This window comes from Terriglobales bacterium (assembly GCA_035651655.1).
In the GTDB taxonomy this organism is placed as follows: Bacteria; Acidobacteriota; Terriglobia; order Terriglobales; family Acidobacteriaceae; genus DASRFG01.
Genome location: DASRFG010000013.1, coordinates 93282 through 114167 on the forward strand (window position 1 = coordinate 93282; position 20886 = coordinate 114167).

A 20886-nucleotide genomic window follows, 5' to 3' on the forward strand; every position below is an offset into this window, starting at 1 on the left:
CTCAGGAGAGCTTCACTACTTTGTTGGTTTGGTAGGACTTCACGACAGCTTCAACCGCTTGCGTGGCGATCATGCCTTCCTCGCCGCTCACTGGGGAGGGCTTGTCCTCGAGTACGCACGAGACGAAATCAACGATCGGAGGTTCCTCGGTCACGTTCAGCATCACAAAGGGAGTCTGGTACTTGTCGGCTGTAATCGTGATGTTCTCGTAATCAGCGGCCACGTCAATCCTGCCGGTCTCGCCCTGCACGGAGAGCCACATGTCATTCACCGGATTGCGCCAATTCCTGGCTAGGACCCATGATGATTCGAAGTGCACGAGGGCGCCCTTTCTCGTTTTTATGGTGGCCTTTACTAAATCACGGGTTTTGAAGCCTTTGCTTCGGAGAAGACCTTCCCTGGCCATGGCAAACACTTCTTTGGGCTTGTCCCCCAACATCCAGCAGGCCAGGTCCGCTATGTGAGTCATTAAAAACCATTCCGGACCGCTATGTTCAGCCCAGGTCATATTGCCTTCCACCCATGAAATTGTGTCAGAAAGCACAAAGTTCGCGCACACTGGCTTGCCAATCCTACCCTCCGCAATTGCATCTCTGGCCGCGATGAATGCGGGATACCACCGATTGTGATAATTCACCATAAGCTTGGCGCCAGACCGGTCCCTTGCAGCCAGGATGGCTTCGCATTCCTTTGTAGTTTTGGCCATAGGTTTTTCAAGCAGCACGTGTTTGCCGGCCTTTAACGCAGCAATGGCGTACTCCGTGTGGGCGTGATCCGGGGTAGCAATGGACAACAACTGAATGCGGTCGTCCTCCAGCATATCTCCGAAGCGTGTAGTGGGCTTGCAGTGATATTCCTGGGCGACTTTCTTTGCTCGTGACCCACTCCTGCTCCATACTCTCAGCAAATCCACCCGAGGGTCCTTGCTGTAGGTTCGCGCATGGACCGCACCGTAAATCCCGCTGCCCACCACCCCTACGCCCAGTTTCTTCATCTGTTTCCTCTCCCTGCGAATGGGCAGAGCTAGCTGCATCCCGCAAAACGTCTTGGAACTTGGTGACTTTCTTACGGGATTGATCTTAATCCGCCCTTGTATCAGGTGACGGCTTCCGTTTCAAGCCGTGGCTGTGCAAGGCACTCGTCTGATCGCTTACCAGAAATTAAATTTATTGTTGAGAGCAGGGCTTAACGGCAAATAGGAATTGACTTTCTTTCCTAAACGATATAAACACCCAAAGCCGAAAGAAAAATCCTGCGCCAGGGCCGTATTCCGTTTGGTCGAAGGGCAACTTGTCCCCCCCCCGGCGATCGCGGCAGCCTGGTAATTTTCCCCGGGTGAGCAGGTAGCGGGGCTTTTGGCTTCTGCACGCCTCCAGGAGGGCTGTCATGGACCGCATCGTTGACCATTCTCGCAATCTCGACTTGGGAACGTTTCTTCTGCGCAAGGGTGCCGCCGGAATCGCGTTTCTCGTGTTGTGCTTTGGCCTTTCCGCGAGCTTGTGGGCCCAAAAAGACACCGGCAGTATCGTCGGTACGGTGCGGGACGCCACTGGGGCTGTGGTTCCTGGAGCGAAGGTCACGGTTAGCGATGTGGATAAAGGCACCGCGTTCGTAACCTCCACTAGTAGCTCTGGCGACTATGTGGCTTCGCCGCTTCGCATTGGCCGCTACTCTGTGACCGTTGAGAAAGAAGGATTTAAGACCTCGGTGACAGAGGCAATCGAGCTCCAGGTACAACAGCGTGCCGCGGTGGACATCGCCCTGCAAGTCGGCCAAATCCTTGATCGCGTCACGGTCACCGATGTGGCTCCTTTGCTGGAGACGGAAAGATCCGAACTGGGGCAATTGGTGGACAGCCGCGCCATGGCGAACCTGCCGCTCAACGGCCGCAACTTTGCTCAGCTGGCTCAGCTCAGCGCGGGCGTGGTTCCGAGTGAACCTGGCGCTCGCAACGCCAACAGTTACGGCTTCAGCTCCAACGGCGGGCGCTCCTACCAGAACAACATTCTTCTCGACGGTGTGGACAACAATTCCAATTTGACGGATCTGCTGAATAACACCAGCTACGTGATTCAGCCGTCCGTGGACGCTTTACAGGAATTCAAAGTTCAAACCAATGCCTACAGCGCCGAGTTCGGCCGTGGCAACGGTGCTGTATTAAATGCCACCATCAAATCCGGCACCAACTCGCCTCATGGGAATGTGTACGAGTTCATCCGTAACGATCACCTGGATGGCCGCAATTTTTTCGACAACAAGAAACCTCCGTACCAGCAGAACCAGTTTGGCGCCACATTCGGCGGGCCAATATTCATTCCGCATCTCTACGATGGCCGTAACCGCAGCTTCTTCTTTGTGGACTATGAAGGGCTGCGCGTTCGCCAGGGCGAGTCGCTGGTCGCGACGGTACCTACAGCCGCGCAGAGGGCTGGTGATTTCTCATCTCAACTCGACCTCTCTTCTCCTACTGGAGTGCTTGACTGTAATGGTGTCCCGACCTACGGAGGAGAGATCTTCAATAGCCGGCTGGCACAAACTCTGGGCTCGGGCACTATTTGCGGTGTGCCCTTCGGCTATGACGGAAGCGGCAATCCGAGCAATGTGATCCCAGCGGGAGTCATCGACCCCTTGGCGAGGCGATTGACCCAGCTTTTCCCGCTTCCGAATGCCAATGGCGGAGGCTTTAACTTCCAGTCAAATCCAAAGTTGCGTCAGACCCGCAACAACTTCGATACCCGGGTTGATCACAGGTTTTCAGATAAGGACACTGCCTTCTTTCGTTTCAGTTATGAGCACCAGCCGAGCATTATTCCTGCCGTGTTCGAGGCGACAGGCGGCAATGGCAGCGACTTTGCCACGGGCGATGAAGATCAGGCCTATCGCAGCATCGCGTTAAGTGAAACCCACATCTTTACACCCCGCCTGGTGAACGAATTCCGCTTTGGCTATAACCGGATCCACTCTCGCCGCTTCCAATTCAATTTCAATAAGGACGTCTCCGCTTCACTGGGTATTCCTGGCGTCCCTTTCATTCCTACGAACGGCGGCATGCCGGAATTCGATTTCGGTGATGTGGATTCGATTGGCGACCCAACCTATCTGCCGTCACTCGAGATCCAGAATACTTACAGCTACTCCGATAACCTGACCTGGATCCGAGATAAACACACAATTAAATTTGGGGCCGAGATCCGCAGTGAGGAATTCACCATCTTTCAGCCCGCTTCGCCTCGCGGCAACCTGGTTTTCGACGGCCCATTGACTGATAACCCAGCCGCAACAGGGTCCGGTGGCTCGGGATTCGCTCAATTTCTACTGGGGTTAACCAATGGGGGGAACATTACCAACCTCCATAACGTCGACTACGGTCGGCCGGTGTATGCGTTTTACGCCCAGGATGATTATAAGGTAACGCCTAAGCTGACGTTGAACCTGGGTCTTCGCTATGACGTTTTCGTGCCGGTCAAAGAAAGATTCGACAACCAGGCCAGCTTCGATATCAAAACCAGAACGCTGCTTGTTCCGAAAGGTTTGGTAACGCAGTTCACGCCCTTTATCGGTGCATCAATCCCAATCAGCGCCACGGCGCCCCGCGGGTTGGTTCCTACAGATAAGAACAATTTTGCTCCCCGCATCGGTTTCGCTTACAAGCTGACTTCGCGGATGGTGGTGCGCGGCGGTTACGGAATATTTTACGGCGGTTATGAAACCGGCCCCTGGTCGAACCCCAGCCCTGCTTTTAATCCGCCATTTTTCGTGACCGAAAACTTCAATCAGCCGTGCAGTGCCTCCTCAGCTAATCCCGCTCCCGGACAGACCGACTGCTCAATTCCAGGGCTCAGTCATTTATTCAATGGATTTCCCGCGACGGCACTGACCGATCCGAATACTCCGCAATTGCTGCAACTTGATCCGAAAATTGTTGCGCCTTACATGCAGCAGTGGAATTTCTCAACTGAGTATGAGTTGCCCGCCCAGACTGTCCTGCAGGTCGCATACGCCGGATCGAAGGGGACAAAACTTTACACCTTTTACGATGCGAACCAAGCGAACCCGACATCCGATCCTTCCGCGGCCTTTGCCCAGCGACGGCCAGTGCAGCAATGCGACGCCGCTGGGAATTGCAATCCGGTGTTTGACACTAGTATTACCAATTTCGCCTCGAGCGGATCATCGCATTACCATTCGCTGCAAACCCGTCTCGAGAAGCGTTTTTCTGCCGGCTTGTCGTTCCTGGCGTCGTACACCTGGAGCCACTCCATCGATAATGCATCGTCCGCTAACCTGGGATCAGACAACAACAGCGGCCCCCGCTTCTTCCGAGCTCATCCGGAGTGGGAAGTCGGGAACTCTGACTTTGACGTTCGCCATCGTTTCGTCTTCAGTCACCTTTACGAACTCCCCTTCGGCCACGGCAAACCTTTTGCCGGCAATGCTAGCGGTTTGGCTGAGCATGTCCTGGGTGGGTGGCAGTTAGGCGGTATCGTCACGCTGGCCAGCGGGAACTGGTACACGATCACTGACAACAACGGCAGCTTCTCGAACTCCGATGGCGGTCAAAGAGCGGACTTGGTACCGGGCCAGGATCCCAACGGTCATCCCTGTGTTCCTGGGACCTTCTTTAACACTTGTGCCTTCCAGGACCCGCCTCCAGGAGCGCCGGCATGGGATCTCTTTGGCTTTGGCAATGCCGGCCGGAACATTGTTCAAGGACCGGGATTCAAGGAGTGGGACCTGTCTATCTTTAAGACCTTCCGCACCTCTGAGAAGACCCATTTGGAATTCCGGACGGAGGTCTTTAATCTTCCCAATCACACGAATTTCACCGTCCCGTCAGGAGGATCCAAGCACTTGGGTAGTGGGAATTTCGGATTTGCCACGGCTGCGCGGCCGCCGCGTCAGATTCAGTTTGGCTTGAAGTTCTATTACTAGGTCGTGATTAAAGGTGTGGAGTCCGGCGCTTTTCGTACGCCGCCGCTCGATTTACTTACCTGCTGGGGTGATGTCCGTCACCGGCATGTCCCAGTGCGCCAACAATATTTCAAACCGGCGCTGCTCGTCGCGCTTGTAAGTCTCTTGGTCAGGCCATAGCTGCTTGATCAGGGACTCCTCCTCTGGATTGGCGGTTGTTGCAGCGGTCGAGTTCTTGAACTTGATTGTGACTCGATAGTCCCAACGTGCATCCTCGGTCATGTGGTTGGCAGGTGTTTCTATTTTTACTGACACCATGCGGCCGCCCTCCACGCTCTTCTTGAGAAGTGGGTAGTGGTTCTTCAGGAAAAGCTGCAGGAACTCCTGCTGACGCCCCCACTGGACTTTGTAGTAGTACTCCATGGTGTAAGGCTGGTTGGCCCCGGCTTGAGGCGGAGCACCCTGGGCAAATATCGGCAACGCTAAGAATAGAAGCAACAGCCCTGGTAGCACGCGCTTCATTGCTCCTCCAAGACCAACTGGCCTGCATTGTAACTGAGGCTAATCGTCGCTGTGGTCGCTGCGGGCGGGATCTTCGGGATCGAACGCTGAAAGAGGTAGCAGCTCGGACTCGTCCGAGAGCACATCGTTGTGACCGATATCGGCTTCCGGGCCGCGGTCCTGTTTCTCCGACTTTCGCTGACTACGGCGTTCGGCTTTCTCACGCTGTTTGTCCTGGCGTGAGCGCTCCTTCTGACGTTTGGTAAAGCTTGAACGGCCTCGACCGGGCATAGTTATTTCTCCAAGAAGACATGATTATTCTACCGTGTGCCGAACTGCTTGTATTCAGTTTACACGGAGGAGCAGGTTCTCCGTCTGGTCAAATCTTTCATTAAAACCTGTTCAGGAGTGCTCTGTTAAGCCCCTACCGGATTAGGCCGCCTTGCGGCCCTCGGGTTTGGCTTCCGGATGGCCGCGTTCTGTGGCGGCATGCTCAATTTCCGCAGACTTTCTCCGCCCAAAATAACGGCAGTGTCATCACCGACACCCCGCGATAGGGATTCCTCACTTCCGGGAATGACATACATTGAACCATCTCGCAACGCTTGCACGCATCCAACAATTCGTTGTACATAGCACATATCCGTCCAGGAGTTTTCATGAGGTGCTCAATGAAAAACAAGCTGCGCATCACCGTTGCTTCCGTAGCCATGATGTTGTTGTTGGCAATCCCGTCGGTCGCGCAACCGCCACAGGCCAGGGCAGCCGCCCGTCAGGCGGCAGCGGATCAACCAAAAATGAGAGAAGCATTGGCCCATCTCAATCAGGCGAAAAAAGCATTGGAACAAGCCATGCACGACAAAGGTGGCCACCGCGCCAAGGCCATCGGCCATATAGACCAGGCGATTAGCGAGGTGCAGGCTGGCATCGCGTATAGCGAGCAGCACAAAAATAAGCACTAAGACCGTTTTATCGCGACCAAGCGAATCGTTTGCGGGAACCCAGGCCGGAGTCCTAGATGGACTGGCTAGCGGGCCAGCCGTTGTAGAGCCAGCAGCGAAAGTACGCCCAAAATCAGCATTGTCGCCCACCGTACCCAGAATTCGTCTTTTAGGGCGGCAAGCTTGGTGGCCAGAGGCGGTTTGAGGAGTTTCATTCGTCATATACGATTCAGCTACTCTGCTTAGTGTTGCCGGACAGAGAACTGATTTCCGTCACCCCCCGCCGGTCGCGACGCGACAAACGGTCCGGTCTGGCAGTTCTTTTAGAATAGCGGCATGCCAGAGCTGGCATTCTTCCTGGGTAAAGGCGGAGTGGGCAAAAGTACCGTATCCGCCGCCTATGCGGTGTATAGCGCCCTACAAAGCCCCCGCCGGCACGTGCTGTTGTTGTCAACCGATCCCGCCCACTCGTTAGCCGACATTTTGCAGCTCAAATTAGGCGAACGGCCCACCCCGGTTCCGCTGCCCGCCAAAGGACATCTGAGCGCATGGCAACTCAATCCAGCCAAGCGTTTCCGCGCCTTCCTGGCAAAGTATAAAGATGAACTCTTGGCGACCATTGAGAAGGGGACGATCTTCACTCGCCAGGAAATCGAGCCATTGCTGGATGCCACGCTCCCAGGCATGGCCGAGGTGTCATCATTACTTGCCATTGATGACGTTCTTGGTGGCGCGGAGTTTGACAGCATCGTTGTAGACACCGCGCCATTTGGGCACACTCTTCGTTTGCTGAGTCTGCCCGAGCACTTCTCCCGGTTTCTGGATTTTGTTGAACTAGCGAGCAGCCGCGATGCAGTTCTGGCAGCGCATTTTGGCGGCACTGCCAAGCCAGTTGCAGCATTTCTCGGGACCTGGCGAAAGATCGTGCAGGCAATCCGGGATGCGCTCATCGGCAACGCCAAATTATTTCTGGTCACCACTCCGGAACGACTTGCGCTGAACGAGTCTTTGCGATGCGCGCAACAACTGCGCGATTCGCCCGAACACCTGGAATTCAGCAGCATAGTTCTCAACCGCGCGGTGAGAGCAGCCGCCGGCTGTGCCACTTGCAAAAAGCGCGCGCTTGCCACCCGCTCCGCATTGCCGTTGCTGAAGAAGCAATTTCCAAGCGCTCATACTCACATAGGGGAGGACGTCGGCTCACCCGTTCTTGGGGCAAGCGATCTACAGCGCTTTGCCGAGCACGTGTTTGAAAAGAGAGCGCTTGGCCTGAAAATCGCGCCGCCAAAAGCGCCGGAACCGAAGCTGAAGTCCGGGAGCTGGCCGCAGCTGCAACAGTCGCTGATCATGTCTGTAGGCAAGGGTGGGGTCGGCAAGACCACAATTGCGGCAGGCTTGGCATGGCAGATCCGCAAATCAAAGCCCAACGTCGCCATCTGCTCGGTTGATCCCGCGCCTTCCCTGGACGACATTTTTCAGCAACCCGTGGGTGACAGCGCGACATCCGTGCTCGATGATCCAGGTCTGATGGCCTCCGAGCTTGACGCTCCCTCTCAATTTGCCCAATGGGTAACGACGGTACGTCAGCAAATTGACGTTGCACTCTCTCGCGACGGCGACGGAGTGGGGGTGGACCTCTCGTTCGAGCGGCGGTTATTTTCCGCGCTGTTGGATGTGGTTCCCCCCGGAGTTGACGAAGTTTTCGCGGTGTTTCGCATTCTCGATTTGCTTTCCGCCAACTCGTCCGGCAACGACGACAAAAACAACCGGCGCGTGGTCATTGACATGGCTCCTACCGGACATGCCCTCGAACTTTTGCGCATGCCCGAGCGGATGCAGGTGTGGTCGCGCCTTCTGTTGAAAACCCTCTCTGCGCACCGTAGACTAGCTCTCGCCCGCGATGTAGCGGTACAGATTGCGGAGATGGGCCAGCGGGTGCGCGAACTGCGCCAACTGCTGAAAGATTCAGCCAGAACACAGATTTGGACGGTGATGCTGGCCGAGCCTCTCCCGGACCGCGAGACCGAGCGACTGCTTCACCAGTTGTCCGATTTGGACTTGCCACTCGGCCCCATGGTTGTGAACCGCGTATTGTTCAGAGAAGATGTTAAAAACTGCGATCGCTGTCAGCGGGCGCGACGGTGGCAACTGGCGACCCTGGCCAGAGTTGGTAGACGGCGCGGACGCGACATTTACGTTATGCGAAATTTTCCCTCGGAAATTGTGGGCCGGCGAGGCCTGCAAAGCTTGACCCGGCAAATCTGGTGCCTCGGTTGAAGAGCAAAAAAACAACCCGCAGCGGAAAGAGTAGCCAATCTCCGGAGACGGTTTTGTACCTTTACGGAATCAGTCAAGAGGCAGGCGAGACCCCTGACGTTGCCGGTGTTGATGGCCAGGCGCAGGTGCAAGCGATTGCAAGTGCCGGCCTGGTCTCATGGGTGAGCCCAGTCAGCAAATCCGAATTCGCCGACAATCTTGTTAAGAACATGGAGAACCTGGACTGGCTGGCCGCCGTAAGTGTGAGGCATCAACGGGTGGTGTCGGCCATTTCTCAAAAACGCGCGCTGCTGCCTGCACGCTTCGGCACTGTGTTTCTGGGTGAGTCCTCGTTAAAGCAGCACATTGCCGAGCGCAAGGCCAGTTTGCAATCCGATTTGAAACGAATTGAAGCAGCGGACGAATGGGGAGTAAAGATATTTGGCGAACTGCCGCACAAGTCGGTAGCCACTCAAATACCACGCTCAGGTAGGGAATACCTGAGCGCGAAGGCGGCAGGGTTACAGGCGCGCTCCTCGAACGCGGCAGATGGAGAAATTGCCGGCTTCGTGGAAGCGTTGAAGCAACTGGTGGAAGAATTGAGCCCCGGAGGCGCAGTCAGCTCGGGGCAGCGCGGCCTGCTATGGCACGGCTCCATCCTGCTGCACCGTACAGATCGCAAGAAGCTGGAGCGATTGTTGGCACGCTTCTCGCGCCAATGGGAAAATCAGCGCCGCATCGAATGTACAGGTCCATGGCCACCTTATTCTTTTGTCACGCGGGAGGCGGAGACCTAGTCGAGTAGCTGTTGTTGCGTCTCTGGAATACCTCCATGTCTTTTCTGGTCAACGACGGCGACTCTGCGGACGAGGTTTCTCTTCTGGACATCCTCGACCATGTGCTCAATTCCGGTATCGTCATTCACGGAAGGCTCATTATCTCGCTGGCCCAGGTTGACCTGGTGTATGTGGGTTTGAATGTCCTGCTCACTTCGGTTGAAACTGCCCTGCGGCAGCGGACAGAGCCATTACCCCTGCCCAGAAAACGAAAGTAGCAGCGACGGGCTTCGTTTGTGGTCCTTTCTCATGCCAGTGCTCGCGTATTGCATCACGGAATCCGGGCCTCAAGCTGCGCCTGCACTAACCGGGGTAGCGGGGGCTCAGGTCGAGAGTCTTACGGAAGGGGAGCTCCGCTGTTTCATCTCTGAATTCCAGACTCAACCCGAGGGGAATGCCACTGACGCGGTGCTTCAGTTCAATCGTGTTCTTCAGGATATTCTTTCGCGAACAGGAATCATTCCATTTCGCTTTCCCACGGTGCTCGCCAACGAATCAGAGCTTCGTGACTATCTTCGCGAGCACAGCGAACCGTGCCGTGAGGCCCTCCATCGCTTAAAGGACGACGTCCAGATGGAAATCCAGGTCACGCTGAAAAGTCCCCGCGCGGAGGAGCAAACGACGACTTCCGGCCGTGAATACTTGCAGCAACGCCAGGCCCGATCTAAAACCCTGGAACAAACAGCTGCTAAACTGCAGGAGTTGACCGTCGGATTGACCCGAGATTGGCTGCAGAAGGCCAACTCGCAGGGTCTTCGCTGCTACGCCCTGGTGAAACGGTCCTCGGTGCGCGAGTTTCAACAAACGGCAGGTGCGTTCCCTGGTTCCGCGGAGGTCAGAATCAGAGTTACGGGTCCGTGGGCAGCGACAGAGTTCATGTCTTTGCCCGCTCCAGGTCAGCCGACGCAACCATAAATCAACCATGACGGATTCGAAACAATTTTCCTCCGGCGAGATCGAGCAAGCCATCGCGGACCTGCGACGGCAGCTATCCAATGCCAGTGATGGAGCCCTGCAGCGCATTGATTGTTCGGGCGAGAATATAGAACAAGGGTTGGCCAAGCTGGTGCTTGGCCTCATTGAGCTGCTTCGTCAATTGTTGGAACGGCAGGCCATCCGTCGCATGGAGGGAGGCAGCCTGACGGACGAACAATTGGAACAGATGGGACAGGCACTCATGAAGCTCGAGGCCAAGATCCACGAATTGGCCGCCCAGTTCGGGCTTTCTCCAGCCGATTTGAACCTTGAGCTGGGTCCGTTAGGGAATCTTTTGCCGAAGTGAAGCAACAGCTCTGCGCATTGTTGAATCTAATCGCGGCGGCGAGGTTCAGCAATCTGTTGGGCACTCCATTCGGTGCAACTGGTCAGCTAATGTGCGGGATGCCGCGATTAGGGCCGGTTGACAGCGAATCGCAACGCGTTTAGGATTCTCCAACTGTAGCGTTAACGCGCCGCGTCACCATCCGTATTAATTAAGCGCCAGAAGCCTATGGAACGAGTGCCGAGCATCTCGGGAACGGCCAATCTTCTCGACATCCTGGATCGCGTACTCGACAAGGGTCTGGTGGTCGCCGGCGACATACGCATCTCCCTGGCCAATGTGGAGTTACTCACGATTCGCATTCGGCTGCTGGTGTGCTCAGTAGATAAAGCGGAGCAGATCGGGCTCAACTGGTGGAAGTACGATCCCCACCTGACGATGCCAGCGCAATCGTCGCCGGAGATTGCGCAGCCCAGGGCAAGACTTGCGAGACCGCCAGCTCCACGTGGCGGAGCACCACGGAAAACGCGAAATCGGTAGCGACTTGAGGAGGAGAGAATGGCGGTAGAACGGGTATCGGGTGGTTCTAGCCTGATCGATGTTCTTGACCGGGTACTGGACAAAGGCATCGTCATTGACGCCTGGGTCCGGATTTCGCTGGTCGGCATTGACCTGATCACGGTGGAGGCTCGGGTTGTGGTCGCCTCCATTGACACTTACCTTAAATATGCCGATGCCGTGGGTTTGGTCGGACTGGTTTCGCGGCCGCAGCTCGCGGAAGTAGAGCCTCCACCTGCCATCGTCGAAACCACACGACGTGGGACGCGGGCTCCTTCTCGACGGCCAGCGCGGCGCTAACTACTGGCAGGGGGCCAAGGCGCGGAAATGGCAACGGCGATGGTCCGGAAGATGGTCCGGAAGAGAGTCTGGCAATCCTCCGGGCCCGATGGCAGAGCCAGTTCGGTGGGTGGCACTGCTGGTCTGCGGCTGCTCTCTGCAGAGCGCTCCGAAGAAATTTTCCCCATCCTCCTGGAGGAAATAGTTGGTCTCGGTTTTGTTCGCGCCCTGGTGTTGAGCGTTGATTTCGAAACCGGCGACATCGAACCCGCAGCCGCCCTGAAGTGCAGCAAAGCCTTTCTACAAAAATTCCGGACCTCTCTCTGGGGCGATAATCCAATCGTCCGTCCCTTGCACGACATGCAACCGGCCGTGGTGGCAGGTCTGGGAGTGAATGGCGCCCCTCTCTATTGCCATCCTATTGTTTATCGCAATCAAAACCTGTGCTGGGAAGCGGAACGCGAACGCAGCCAGCAATGCCTGGCTGTCGAGAATTTCCGCGCGCCGCGCAAATTACAACTTAGCGAGCAAGTCTGCTCTACGTGTGCCATGCGCGCCTATGCGGCGGCGGTGCTGGTAGAGGTGAAGAAAACCACCAACGACGCGCAGATACGGCAGCTCCAAAGCATGATTGAGCTGGCGAACCGTTATCTCGCCCGCCTGTTCAAGGTCGAACATTATTACAACCGCATGCGAGACATGGATGTGATCATCTCGCAAATGCGGACGGTCATGAGGAGCATGGCTGATCCGGTGATCCTCACCGACACGCATCACCGGGTGGTCATGCAAAATAAGGCGGCGGAGCGCTTCTTCCGCGCCCCGGAAGGGATCAGCGAAGGCGGAGCGCGCGCAGTGGAGTTGAACAATCTTCTTTTTTCTGCCGCGCTCTCATCCATGGCAATCAGCGCGGACGAGAGTTCGCGCGACCTGACGCTGGTAGATGTGATGGAGGGCGAAGAAGTCTTGTTCGAGGCGGTGTGCGCGCCCACCCAGAGCAGTGACGGCTCGCGCAGCGGCATGGTGACGGTAATGCGTGATGTCACCGATCTCCGCCGCGCTGACCAAGAACTGCGCGCGAACCTCGAACGGCTGAGAGAAACTGAGGAAATTGTCCGCCAGGACCGCGACCGCCTCAACCTGGTGATTGAGAACGTCGGCGATCCTATTATCGTCGCCGATAACTCTGCCAAAGTCGTGTTGTTCGATCCGCTTGCCAAAGAGTTGCTGGGCGCCGGGTCCGAACAGCAACATCCTGCCATTGTGAGAAACCAGGCAAAACTGGACGCTTACCTGACCGCTTTTACTTTCTCTTTTGCTGATAAAGAGAACAAGCCGCTGCGCCTGTTTCATCCCGGTACGAATGCTGAAATCGAATACGCTGCTCGATCGGGAAAGATTTACAACGCTCGCGGCCAGGTGTCTTATACCGTGACCGTTTTACGCGACTTTACTGCCTGGAAAAAGTTAGAGCAGTTGCAAGTCGAGCGCCGGATGCTGGAGATGGAAAAATTCGCAGCCACCGGCCGGTTAGCGGGCACCATCGCCCACGAAATCAACAATCCCATGGAAGCGATCAAGAATGCCGTCTACTTGATGCCGGGAAAGTTGAGGCCGGAAGCCGAGCCCCTGTATGGAATTCTCAAGAGCGAAACCGAGCGGGTCACGCGTATTGTTCGCCAGATGCTTGGCCTCTATCGCAACACCGAGCAGGTTGGTGGTTTCGATCTTAATGTCGTGGTCGAAGACACCCTCACCCTCTTTGCGCGGCAGTTGGCGACCGCGGGAATCACCGTGGACAAGCGGTTGGGCAATCTACCACCGCTGATCGGCTCGGCGGACAATTTCCGTCAAGTGCTTTCAAACTTGGTGGTGAATTCTCGCGACAGCATGACTCAGGGTGGCAAACTGACCATTCGCACGCGGCACATACGCTCCATGGACGGGGTGCGTGGCTGGACCAGGCTTGTGGTGGCTGACAGCGGATCCGGCATCCGGCGCGAGATTCGGGAAAATATGTTCGAGCCTTTCGTCACCACCAAAGGCCAAAGAGGCACGGGTCTTGGCTTGTGGATTGTAAAGGGCATCGTCGAGAATCACCGAGGACGGATCCGTGTGCGGAGCGAAGTCGGTAAGGGCACAATTTTCAAGCTGGACTTTCCACTGGTTCGTTAATTGAAGATGGCCGCGAATCCAAAACCGAGGGTGTTGGTGGTAGATGATGAGCCCTCAGTGTTATTTACATACAGGTTGCTTTTTGAAGAGCAAGGCTACGACGTGGTCGCGGCGCTTTCATCGGAAGAAGCCACCACTGCTCTTAAGGATGGGGCCTTCCAGGTGATCTTGTGCGATCTGTCGCTGGAACGAGATCGCACTGGTTTTGATGTGATTGGGGTTGCCAGAGAACATTCTCCTTCCGTACCTTGCGTGCTTCTGACCGGCTACGCCAATAAGGAGGTAGCCGACCGTGCGGAGCGGAATAATGTAGCTGTTTTATATAAACCGATAGAAGTTGACGAATTGCTAAGCACCATTCAACGTATGCTGAGGGACTCTGATGCCAACTAGCCAGAAGCGCAGCACCGCAAAACGCGCCCGCAGGACTGCCAAGGTGGAAAGCATTCGCGGCGAAGATGTACACGTGCGGGTTGAATCGCCGCCCCGCTCCATTGATACGGCTCCAGGCCAGGGCGGTCGTTACGTCTACGGCGTCATCCAGGCGGACCAGTCCATGGAGTTCGGCAAGATGGGTATCGGCGGACAGGGCGAGATGGTGTACACGGTGAACTACCAGGATATCGCCGCTGTGGTCAGCAACACGTCGGTTTACATGTTCGACCCTACCCGTGAAAACGCTCTCGCCCACGAACACGTGATCGAATCCGTAATGAAGAGTCACACCATCATCCCGATGAGCTTCGGCACGGTGTTTCGCACCGACGATGACATCCGCGAGGTGCTGAAGAGTATTTATCCTTCGCTCAAAGACGTCCTGAACCAGATGGCCGGCAAGCTGGAGTTCGGATTAAAAGTTAACTGGGACCGGGAACGAATCATTGAAGAATTGAAGCACGAAGACGAAGAGATACGTCAGTTCCACCAGGAAATCACGCGCAAGCATCTACAGTCCACCTATGTGGCCCGGATGCAGCTCGGCCGGATGATTGATAAAGCCCTGGCAGAGCGCTCCGCGCAATACGTCCGCGAAATTTATGAAGGCCTGCGTAGTTCGTGCGTGGCTTCCCGCGACAATAAACCCATCGGCGACAAAATGATTTTGAATGCCGCCTTTCTGGTGGAACGAGATCGCGAATCAGCATTTGACGCGGCGGTGAACCGTATCGCCAAGAAGTATGGCGAGCGGTTGAACTTTAAATACACCGGGCCCTGGCCGCCATATAATTTTGTAAATATTCGACTGAAGTTGGAGCGCGGCACTGGTTGAGCTCTACCTGGATAAAAGTATGTTCCTGATTGATGACTTACTGTTCTCTCCCATTACCGGCTTCAAGTTCATCATGCGCACGTTGGCGAAGGTGGCCGAGGAGCAGTACACCGACGATGCTCCGCTCAAAGAGCAACTGCTCGAACTTCAGGAAAAACTGGATTCGGCTGAAATCACGGAAGAGCAATACGTGCAAGAAGAAGCGGTGATCTTGCGCGGACTGCGAGACATTGAAAATCGCAGACGTGAGATGGCCGGCCTTGCTCCTGAAGAGCGCGACCAGCCGTTCTCCGGCAAAGTCGGCGAAGGATCCGGCGCCACTGTGAATCTGGATCACGTGAAGCCGCGCTAACTCGCTGACAATTCGTAATGTCATATCCAGCTCGGAACGCGGCTTTCTGGGCCGTTTGGGCTGCTCTGCGGTAAAAATTACCCGCTTCCATTTTTAATCAATCTCCACATTTCAGTAAGTCACCTCAGGTAAATCACTTAAAGCAGCTCGCAATTGGCGAGGCAGTTGCGAACACCTCCTCCCGTGCAAATGATTCTTGAAAGCCGCCCGCAGAGCCGGGCGCGCGGAGGGCTAACCATGTTGTTAGCAATGAGCTCTGCGGGACCGCCTCGATCTACCGATGCAGACAAACATTCGGGCCAGCGAATACTTTGTGTGGCATTCGATGTAATGCTGGCTGAAACTCGCAAGCTTCTACTGCAGCACGCCGGCTACGACGTGGTGTTAGTGATGGGGAGCTCGGCGGCGAGACAAGTTGCCGCATCGCAACACTTTGACGCCGTGCTGGTCGGGCATGACGCTCCCTATCGTGAGAGAGCGGATCTCCTGACCTGGATAAAGGCAAACATGGCGGGAGTTCCCATTATTGCTCTTCAATCAAGCGCATCAGAGACCCTGTCCCTGGCCGACTATGCAGCCAACGTGTACGACACTGATGAGTGGCTCAATACCTTAAGAAAGGCGCTCGAGTAGGGGTCGCCACTTTTTTCGTTGCCACATCAGAATCCTGAAGCCGCTCTGGTAAGTTGGCCATCCAAAGGTCTAGACTGGAAACCATACCCGTGAGCAGAGTTGCAATCAATGCGGCGGCGGTAATGCTCGTAAGCGCAGCTTTACTGCTCGCGCACTGTCCGTTTGCGTCGGCGGCATTGGCATCGGCTGATGCTCCGATTCCGTCCGGTTGCCATCATCCGTCTCCGATATCACCGGGTACACATTCCTGCTGCTTCGCAACACCCTCTTCAAGTCCCATTCTTGTGAAGGCAGAGTTGAAGGTTGATCCCGGTATGACAGCCAAGCCGGCAGGGACGATCACCGTTGACAGAAGCCGAGTGGAACGCGTCGCTTTGAACGATCCTCTGCTCGCAACCTCTCCGCCGGGCCGACCGCTCGCCTTGCGCATTTAAGCTCCGAAACTCGCTTCGTTCTTATTCAGCCACTCGGATATTGCGAGCGCATCCAGATTCCTGCGCAGCCATGCCTTTTGGCATCAGCTAACCCAGCACCTTAAGAAAGCAAGTTACGTGCCCAGAACCGCGAGATTAATTTTGCTGCTGTGCTGTGGAATTTCCTCACTACATGCACAGCAGATGCCGGAACCCACCGGACGGGATTCCATGCCGCCCGGCATGAACATGTCGCAGCATTCTCTGGTGGAGAATATTCCGGGCCATACCAGTTCCGGAACAAGTGTTCAGCCCAACTCCTCCGAGGTGCGCATGCTGATGACGACCAAGGGCAAATGGCGCCTGATGTTCCACGGCGAAGCGTATCTCAATCTCCTGCAGCAGAGCGGTCCGCGTGGAGCTGACAAAGTGTTCTCGACCAACTGGTTCATGCCTATGGCGCAGCGCGACCTCGGACCTGGGCAGTTGACGGTTCGAACCATGCTCAGCGTGGAACCTGGCACCATTTCTGGGGAAAGATACCCCGAGTTGTTTCAGCAGGGTGAGACGGCGTTCGGCCGACCCATCATTGATGGCCAGCATCCCCACGATTTTTTGATGGAGATCGCCGGCATCTATGATCTGAAACTTGGCAAAGAGGGCCTGCTCTCGTTCTACGGCGGACCGGTTGGCGAACCCGCGATGGGCCCGACTGCCTACATCCACCGTGCCTCCGCCAGCGAAGATCCCATTGCGCCGCTGGGTCACCATCTACAGGACTCAACCCATATCGTGGATGACGTGGTCACCGCCGCAGTGACTTTCCGATGGTTGAGGGTAGAGGGTTCAGGATTTCATGGCCGTGAGCCCGATGAGCATCGCTGGGACTTTGACAGCGGCCCCATAGACTCGTGGTCCACTCGTGTAACCGTGAATCCTGGGCAGAACTGGAGCATGCAGTATTCCATTGCCCACCTCACCAGTCCGGAGGCTGTGCATCCGGATGAAGACCTTCGCAGAATGACCGCGTCCATTATGTATAACCGTCCGTTGGCACGCGGCTCTTGGGCCACCACCCTCCTGTGGGGTCGTAATTCCAGTCTTACGCAACATCAAGTGTTCAACGGGTACCTGCTGGAATCAACGCTGCATTTCCTGCAGCGAAACTCGCTATGGACTCGCATGGAAAACGTAGATCGCACGAGTGAACTGTTGGGTGACAAAGCGGCCGGGGCGCCATTACCGTTAGCGGATCAATTCCTCGCCCGGGTTCAGGCATACACTGTGGGCTACGACCGCGAATTGCCACTGGTTCCGCAGCTTTCTACTGCTCTGGGCGGACAATTAACCTTGTACCAAAAGCCCGGATTTCTCACGCCCTTCTATGGCGATCATCCCCTGGCCTTTCTGCTTTTTGTGCGGGTTCGCCCCGGCGGACATCATTGAACCTCAGGCGTGAGCTCCACTACCAGGCCTTCGCCCCAGCCATATTTCTGTCGTGACAACGCTTGCACTTCTGCGTTCAGTTGGTGTTCGGCCTGCTCCTCAATCACCCGAGCACGCGCGCTGAAGAGACGTTCTCCAATCCGCACCCGGACGGCCGCATTGGTGATGATGTTTTGCACCCAGTGGCTGTGACCATGCTCCGCAATAACGTAATAGCGTCCATCACGCTGAGTGAACCAGATTTCGATCTCGCGCGGCAGGCCGCTGCGTCGGCCAACAGTCGTAAGGTATAGATAGACGGGTTCTTTATCAGTCATCTGCGAGGCTATTCTCCTCGTCGCGCGCCTCACCTCTCAATTGGTCTTGCACCACAACTGCGGCGGCAACAGACGGCGTCCTGCTCTCATCCCATGTAAGCACGTCCTGCAAGCGCCGGAGAAGACGTTGAAGATTACTATTTTGGGGCTAACGCTCTCCTCTTCCTGGGGCAACGGGCATGCCACTCCTTACAGGGCACTGCTGCGGGCACTGTATCGCCTCGGACACAAATGCGTCTTCTATGAAAAGGACGTTGAGTACTATGCCTGGCGCCGCGATTTTGCCGATTGCGAATACTGCCGGCTTCATCTCTACTCTCATTGGAACCAGGTTCGCCCCCAAGCCCTGGCCGACGCTGCCGACTCCGATGCCGTAATTGTGGGCAGTTACTGTCCCGAAGGCGCGCGTATCAACGATGATGTGTTAGCGCTGAATGGCCCCCTCCGAGTGTTCTACGACTTGGACACCCCCATCACCTTGCAGAAGCTCAAGCAGGGCGACCTCGATTACCTGCGCGCCGATCAAATTCCCGAGTTCGACCTGTACTTATCTTTTACCGGCGGCGCAATTTTGCGGGAACTCGAAGAGGTGTGGCGTGCGAGGTGCGCTCGCGCGCTCTATGGTTGTGTGGATCCCGACCTTCACTTGCGAGCTCCCTCCCGGCCGGAGTTCCAATGTGACCTCAGCTACATGGGTACCTATGCTCCTGATCGTCAGCACAAGTTGCAGACCTTGTTTCTGGCTCCCTCGGAATCCAGGCCCGACGCCCGCTTTGTTCTCGCCGGTTCACTTTACCCACGGATGATGCAGTGGCCGGAAAATGTCTTGCACTACGATCACGTCGCGCCTGCCGACCATGCGTCTCTTTACTCGTCGTCGCGTGCAACCCTGAATATCACTCGCGACGGCATGGCGCGCACCGGATACTGCCCCTCCGGGCGTTTCTTCGAAGCTGCGGCCTGCGGAACTGCAATTCTTTCGGACTGGTGGCTGGGATTGGATTCGTTCTTCCGTCCGGAAGAAGAAATTCTGCCGGTGCAAAACGCCAATGACGTTCTCGCCGCCCTGGATCGCCCTGAACATGATCTGGCGAAAATGGCCCATCGGTCGCGCGAACGTACTCTCGACCAGCACACTGGCGATAGCCGCGCCCAGGAACTGCTCGCATATTTAGAAGAAGCGCGCCAGCGTGTTTGCAATACGCCTCGCACTATCGAAGACAAAGGCAGCGTGCACCGCGAGGAAGATCAAGCTCAGGAGAAGATGGCCTCATGATCGGGATTATCCCCGCCGCCGGAGCCGGTCAGCGCATCCAGCCCCTCGGCTGTTCCAAGGAGTTGTTGCCGGTTGGCTCCCGCGTGGTTGATGGTGTGCCGCGTCCCAAAGCGGTGGCCGAATATCTGGTGGAGCGCATGATCGCCGCCGGCGCCGAGCAAATCTGCATGGTGATTTCGGCCGAGAAGACCGACATCATGCGCTATTTCGCCGAGCGCCACTACGCTGCCGAGATCTTTTACGTGGTCCAGCAGCAGCCCTTGGGTTTATGCGATGCCCTGTTTCGCGCCGCGCCCTTTGCGCGCCAGCATGATCAAGTGTTGATCGGCCTGCCCGACACCATCTGGTTCCCGGAAAATGCGTACGGTTCAGCCTTAGAAGCTCACCCCGAAGCCGACGTGAACCTGGTGCTCTTTCCGGTGCAGGATCCCACCGTCTTCGATGCCGTGGTCTGTGATTCCTTGGGCTACGTCCAGCAGGTTGAGGTCAAGCAGCCGGATGCGCACTCACGCTGGATCTGGGGCGCCGTCACCGCCAGCGGACGGGCCTTCCACGCCCTCAAGCTGCTATGGGAATCGCGGCACCGCCAGGACCAGTACCTGGGCCACTTGCTGAATGCCTACATTTCCGCGGGAAACAGCGTGCGGGGGACACACGTGGGCGAGCACTACATGGACGTCGGCACCTTGGATGGTTATCGCAGCGCGCAGGACTACCTGCGCAGTTTCGCGGAAAAGAGGGTAGTATTGCCGGAGTCGGCGTAGGCATTCAAACAGCGTAGGCTTTCAAACAGCCGCCAGCCTAGCCTTGTGAGCGCAGGATCTCCCGTATATCACGGTTAATACGTGCCGCATCGCGGGAGGCATTGTCCAGCAGTTCCAACCAACGTTTATTAGCGTCGTCGAGTTTGGCTTGGCCGAGCAGGTACGATGCCTGCATGACTGTCTCTATCGAGTTGCTCAGGTCATGCGCCAGGGTACGAAGCTTGGTGATGACTTCGGGTGCCAGTTTCGCGGTGGGTGTGCTCGACATGGATGGGTCCTTTAGCGCTGCCTAAGAGTTTAGCTGACTTTGGTCTCCCCTGCTCGCGCCCAGGCCCCCCGAACACCACGACACCAGGTGAAACCCCGGCGACAGGCGCTTCACCACTTGGAATGCAAATCAGGGCCTTAGCGTTGTTTCTGCCCGCCAACAAAGTTGCTGCACGGCAACTTAAGTTTGGCAGACCCAGGTTTGGCAACGTAATTGAATGGGAACAATGGGTTAGCAGGGCGGGGGTTAGCAGGGCGGTGTTTGACAGCGGCTCAACCCGCCTGTGAAAATAATGGAGCATTTCTTTCCTGTTGGTTCTAAGTGTCCCGCGACACGCTCCGGGCCGAAGTGGCGGAATTGGCAGACGCGCATGGTTCAGGTCCATGTACCCGCAAGGGTGTGGGGGTTCGAGTCCCTTCTTCGGCACCA

The 20886-nt window shown here is 56.3% G+C and carries 24 protein-coding genes and 1 tRNA gene; 19 read left to right on the plus strand and 6 right to left on the minus strand.

From position 1 onward, the window contains the following. Position 1: 1 nt before the first annotated feature. Positions 2–994, minus strand: a complete 993-nt coding sequence (locus tag VFA76_05725) for a Gfo/Idh/MocA family oxidoreductase (GenBank protein ID HZR31334.1) — start codon at positions 992–994, stop codon at positions 2–4. 392 nt (positions 995–1386) lie between these two features. Between VFA76_05725 and VFA76_05730 the strand changes: the two genes are divergently transcribed. After that, positions 1387–4932 (plus strand): TonB-dependent receptor, encoded by a 3546-nt coding sequence (locus VFA76_05730; protein ID HZR31335.1) that lies wholly within the window; start codon positions 1387–1389, stop codon positions 4930–4932. Positions 4933–4983: 51 nt separating this feature from the next. On the opposite strand, the gene VFA76_05735 is transcribed toward VFA76_05730, so the two are convergent. Both VFA76_05735 and VFA76_05740 read right to left on the minus strand, forming a co-directional pair. Then, positions 4984–5433, minus strand: coding sequence for a hypothetical protein (locus tag VFA76_05735; protein ID HZR31336.1), 450 nt, complete (start codon positions 5431–5433; stop codon positions 4984–4986). Between the two features lie 39 nt (positions 5434–5472). After that, positions 5473–5703, minus strand: a complete 231-nt coding sequence (locus tag VFA76_05740) for a hypothetical protein (protein ID HZR31337.1) — start codon at positions 5701–5703, stop codon at positions 5473–5475. A 380-nt stretch (positions 5704–6083) separates the two neighbouring features. Between VFA76_05740 and VFA76_05745 the strand changes: the two genes are divergently transcribed. After that, a complete protein-coding gene (locus tag VFA76_05745) occupies positions 6084–6374 on the plus strand; it encodes a hypothetical protein (GenBank protein HZR31338.1) in 291 nt (96 codons plus the stop codon). A gap of 65 nt (positions 6375–6439) precedes the next feature. Here VFA76_05745 and VFA76_05750 read toward each other — a convergent pair whose 3' ends face one another. Next, complete coding sequence (locus tag VFA76_05750; GenBank protein HZR31339.1) at positions 6440–6568, minus strand: hypothetical protein; 129 nt, start codon at positions 6566–6568, stop codon at positions 6440–6442. A gap of 121 nt (positions 6569–6689) precedes the next feature. On the opposite strand from VFA76_05750, the gene VFA76_05755 reads away from it, so the two are divergent. The 14 genes from VFA76_05755 (at position 6690) to VFA76_05820 (ending at position 17832) form a co-directional block, all read left to right on the plus strand. Continuing rightward, on the plus strand, positions 6690–8630 hold the full coding sequence (locus VFA76_05755; GenBank protein HZR31340.1) for a TRC40/GET3/ArsA family transport-energizing ATPase: 1941 nt from the start codon (positions 6690–6692) through the stop codon (positions 8628–8630). After that, positions 8627–9406, plus strand: a complete 780-nt coding sequence (locus tag VFA76_05760; GenBank protein HZR31341.1) for a GvpL/GvpF family gas vesicle protein — start codon at positions 8627–8629, stop codon at positions 9404–9406. The genes VFA76_05755 and VFA76_05760 overlap by 4 nt, the downstream gene beginning before the upstream one ends. A 35-nt stretch (positions 9407–9441) precedes the next feature. Next, the gene (locus tag VFA76_05765; protein ID HZR31342.1) at positions 9442–9663 is read left to right on the plus strand and encodes a gas vesicle protein; all 222 of its coding nucleotides are present in this window, start codon (positions 9442–9444) and stop codon (positions 9661–9663) included. 31 nt (positions 9664–9694) lie between these two features. After that, positions 9695–10360: a GvpL/GvpF family gas vesicle protein gene (locus tag VFA76_05770; protein HZR31343.1), complete on the plus strand. Its 666-nt coding sequence runs from the start codon at positions 9695–9697 to the stop codon at positions 10358–10360. A 7-nt stretch (positions 10361–10367) separates the two neighbouring features. Beyond that, positions 10368–10727, plus strand: coding sequence for a gas vesicle protein K (locus tag VFA76_05775; protein HZR31344.1), 360 nt, complete (start codon positions 10368–10370; stop codon positions 10725–10727). 207 nt (positions 10728–10934) lie between these two features. Beyond that, positions 10935–11246, plus strand: coding sequence for a gas vesicle protein (locus VFA76_05780; GenBank protein ID HZR31345.1), 312 nt, complete (start codon positions 10935–10937; stop codon positions 11244–11246). Between the two features lie 18 nt (positions 11247–11264). After that, a complete protein-coding gene (gvpA, locus tag VFA76_05785; protein HZR31346.1) occupies positions 11265–11564 on the plus strand; it encodes a gas vesicle structural protein GvpA in 300 nt (99 codons plus the stop codon). 27 nt (positions 11565–11591) lie between these two features. Beyond that, on the plus strand, positions 11592–13718 hold the full coding sequence (locus VFA76_05790; GenBank protein ID HZR31347.1) for an ATP-binding protein: 2127 nt from the start codon (positions 11592–11594) through the stop codon (positions 13716–13718). Between the two features lie 6 nt (positions 13719–13724). Next, positions 13725–14111 carry a response regulator gene (locus VFA76_05795; protein ID HZR31348.1) on the plus strand — a complete coding sequence of 129 codons (387 nt, stop codon included), beginning with the start codon at positions 13725–13727 and terminating at the stop codon, positions 14109–14111. After that, positions 14101–14988 carry a GvpL/GvpF family gas vesicle protein gene (locus VFA76_05800; GenBank protein ID HZR31349.1) on the plus strand — a complete coding sequence of 296 codons (888 nt, stop codon included), beginning with the start codon at positions 14101–14103 and terminating at the stop codon, positions 14986–14988. The genes VFA76_05795 and VFA76_05800 overlap by 11 nt, the downstream gene beginning before the upstream one ends. A gap of 19 nt (positions 14989–15007) precedes the next feature. Then, positions 15008–15340 (plus strand): gas vesicle protein GvpG, encoded by a 333-nt coding sequence (locus tag VFA76_05805; protein ID HZR31350.1) that lies wholly within the window; start codon positions 15008–15010, stop codon positions 15338–15340. A 315-nt stretch (positions 15341–15655) separates the two neighbouring features. After that, positions 15656–15973 carry a hypothetical protein gene (locus tag VFA76_05810; GenBank protein HZR31351.1) on the plus strand — a complete coding sequence of 106 codons (318 nt, stop codon included), beginning with the start codon at positions 15656–15658 and terminating at the stop codon, positions 15971–15973. Positions 15974–16062: 89 nt separating this feature from the next. Then, a complete protein-coding gene (locus tag VFA76_05815) occupies positions 16063–16407 on the plus strand; it encodes a hypothetical protein (GenBank protein HZR31352.1) in 345 nt (114 codons plus the stop codon). Between the two features lie 183 nt (positions 16408–16590). Continuing rightward, entirely contained in the window at positions 16591–17832 is a 1242-nt protein-coding gene (locus VFA76_05820; protein ID HZR31353.1) for a hypothetical protein, read from the plus strand. Here VFA76_05820 and VFA76_05825 read toward each other — a convergent pair. Further along, the gene (locus VFA76_05825; protein HZR31354.1) at positions 17826–18182 is read right to left on the minus strand and encodes a nitroreductase family deazaflavin-dependent oxidoreductase; all 357 of its coding nucleotides are present in this window, start codon (positions 18180–18182) and stop codon (positions 17826–17828) included. The two genes, VFA76_05820 and VFA76_05825, sit on opposite strands and share 7 nt — an antisense overlap. Before the next feature lie 94 nt (positions 18183–18276). Between VFA76_05825 and VFA76_05830 the strand changes: the two genes are divergently transcribed. Next, positions 18277–19425 (plus strand): glycosyltransferase, encoded by a 1149-nt coding sequence (locus tag VFA76_05830; protein HZR31355.1) that lies wholly within the window; start codon positions 18277–18279, stop codon positions 19423–19425. Then, positions 19422–20189, plus strand: coding sequence for a sugar phosphate nucleotidyltransferase (locus VFA76_05835; GenBank protein ID HZR31356.1), 768 nt, complete (start codon positions 19422–19424; stop codon positions 20187–20189). Before VFA76_05830 ends, VFA76_05835 begins: the two co-directional genes overlap by 4 nt. Positions 20190–20226: 37 nt before the next feature. Here VFA76_05835 and VFA76_05840 read toward each other — a convergent pair whose 3' ends face one another. Further along, a complete protein-coding gene (locus VFA76_05840) occupies positions 20227–20457 on the minus strand; it encodes a hypothetical protein (GenBank protein HZR31357.1) in 231 nt (76 codons plus the stop codon). A 342-nt stretch (positions 20458–20799) separates the two neighbouring features. Here VFA76_05840 and VFA76_05845 point away from each other — a divergent pair. Continuing rightward, positions 20800–20886: transfer RNA gene (locus VFA76_05845), tRNA-Leu, on the plus strand.

What these genes read in the sequence shown, in the direction of transcription:
- VFA76_05725 (HZR31334.1), bottom strand. Translation starts at nt 994, where the DNA reads ATGAAGAAACTGGGCGTAGGGGTGGTGGGCAGCGGGATTTACGGTGCG.
- VFA76_05730 (HZR31335.1), top strand. Translation starts at nt 1,387, where the DNA reads ATGGACCGCATCGTTGACCATTCTCGCAATCTCGACTTGGGAACGTTT.
- VFA76_05735 (HZR31336.1), bottom strand. Translation starts at nt 5,433, where the DNA reads ATGAAGCGCGTGCTACCAGGGCTGTTGCTTCTATTCTTAGCGTTGCCG.
- VFA76_05740 (HZR31337.1), bottom strand. Translation starts at nt 5,703, where the DNA reads ATGCCCGGTCGAGGCCGTTCAAGCTTTACCAAACGTCAGAAGGAGCGC.
- VFA76_05745 (HZR31338.1), top strand. Translation starts at nt 6,084, where the DNA reads ATGAAAAACAAGCTGCGCATCACCGTTGCTTCCGTAGCCATGATGTTG.
- VFA76_05750 (HZR31339.1), bottom strand. Translation starts at nt 6,568, where the DNA reads ATGAAACTCCTCAAACCGCCTCTGGCCACCAAGCTTGCCGCCCTAAAA.
- VFA76_05755 (HZR31340.1), top strand. Translation starts at nt 6,690, where the DNA reads ATGCCAGAGCTGGCATTCTTCCTGGGTAAAGGCGGAGTGGGCAAAAGT.
- VFA76_05765 (HZR31342.1), top strand. Translation starts at nt 9,442, where the DNA reads ATGTCTTTTCTGGTCAACGACGGCGACTCTGCGGACGAGGTTTCTCTT.
- VFA76_05770 (HZR31343.1), top strand. Translation starts at nt 9,695, where the DNA reads ATGCCAGTGCTCGCGTATTGCATCACGGAATCCGGGCCTCAAGCTGCG.
- VFA76_05775 (HZR31344.1), top strand. Translation starts at nt 10,368, where the DNA reads ATGACGGATTCGAAACAATTTTCCTCCGGCGAGATCGAGCAAGCCATC.
- VFA76_05780 (HZR31345.1), top strand. Translation starts at nt 10,935, where the DNA reads ATGGAACGAGTGCCGAGCATCTCGGGAACGGCCAATCTTCTCGACATC.
- gvpA (HZR31346.1), top strand. Translation starts at nt 11,265, where the DNA reads ATGGCGGTAGAACGGGTATCGGGTGGTTCTAGCCTGATCGATGTTCTT.
- VFA76_05790 (HZR31347.1), top strand. Translation starts at nt 11,592, where the DNA reads ATGGCAACGGCGATGGTCCGGAAGATGGTCCGGAAGAGAGTCTGGCAA.
- VFA76_05795 (HZR31348.1), top strand. Translation starts at nt 13,725, where the DNA reads ATGGCCGCGAATCCAAAACCGAGGGTGTTGGTGGTAGATGATGAGCCC.
- VFA76_05800 (HZR31349.1), top strand. Translation starts at nt 14,101, where the DNA reads ATGCCAACTAGCCAGAAGCGCAGCACCGCAAAACGCGCCCGCAGGACT.
- VFA76_05805 (HZR31350.1), top strand. Translation starts at nt 15,008, where the DNA reads ATGTTCCTGATTGATGACTTACTGTTCTCTCCCATTACCGGCTTCAAG.
- VFA76_05820 (HZR31353.1), top strand. Translation starts at nt 16,591, where the DNA reads ATGCCGGAACCCACCGGACGGGATTCCATGCCGCCCGGCATGAACATG.
- VFA76_05835 (HZR31356.1), top strand. Translation starts at nt 19,422, where the DNA reads ATGATCGGGATTATCCCCGCCGCCGGAGCCGGTCAGCGCATCCAGCCC.
- VFA76_05840 (HZR31357.1), bottom strand. Translation starts at nt 20,457, where the DNA reads ATGTCGAGCACACCCACCGCGAAACTGGCACCCGAAGTCATCACCAAG.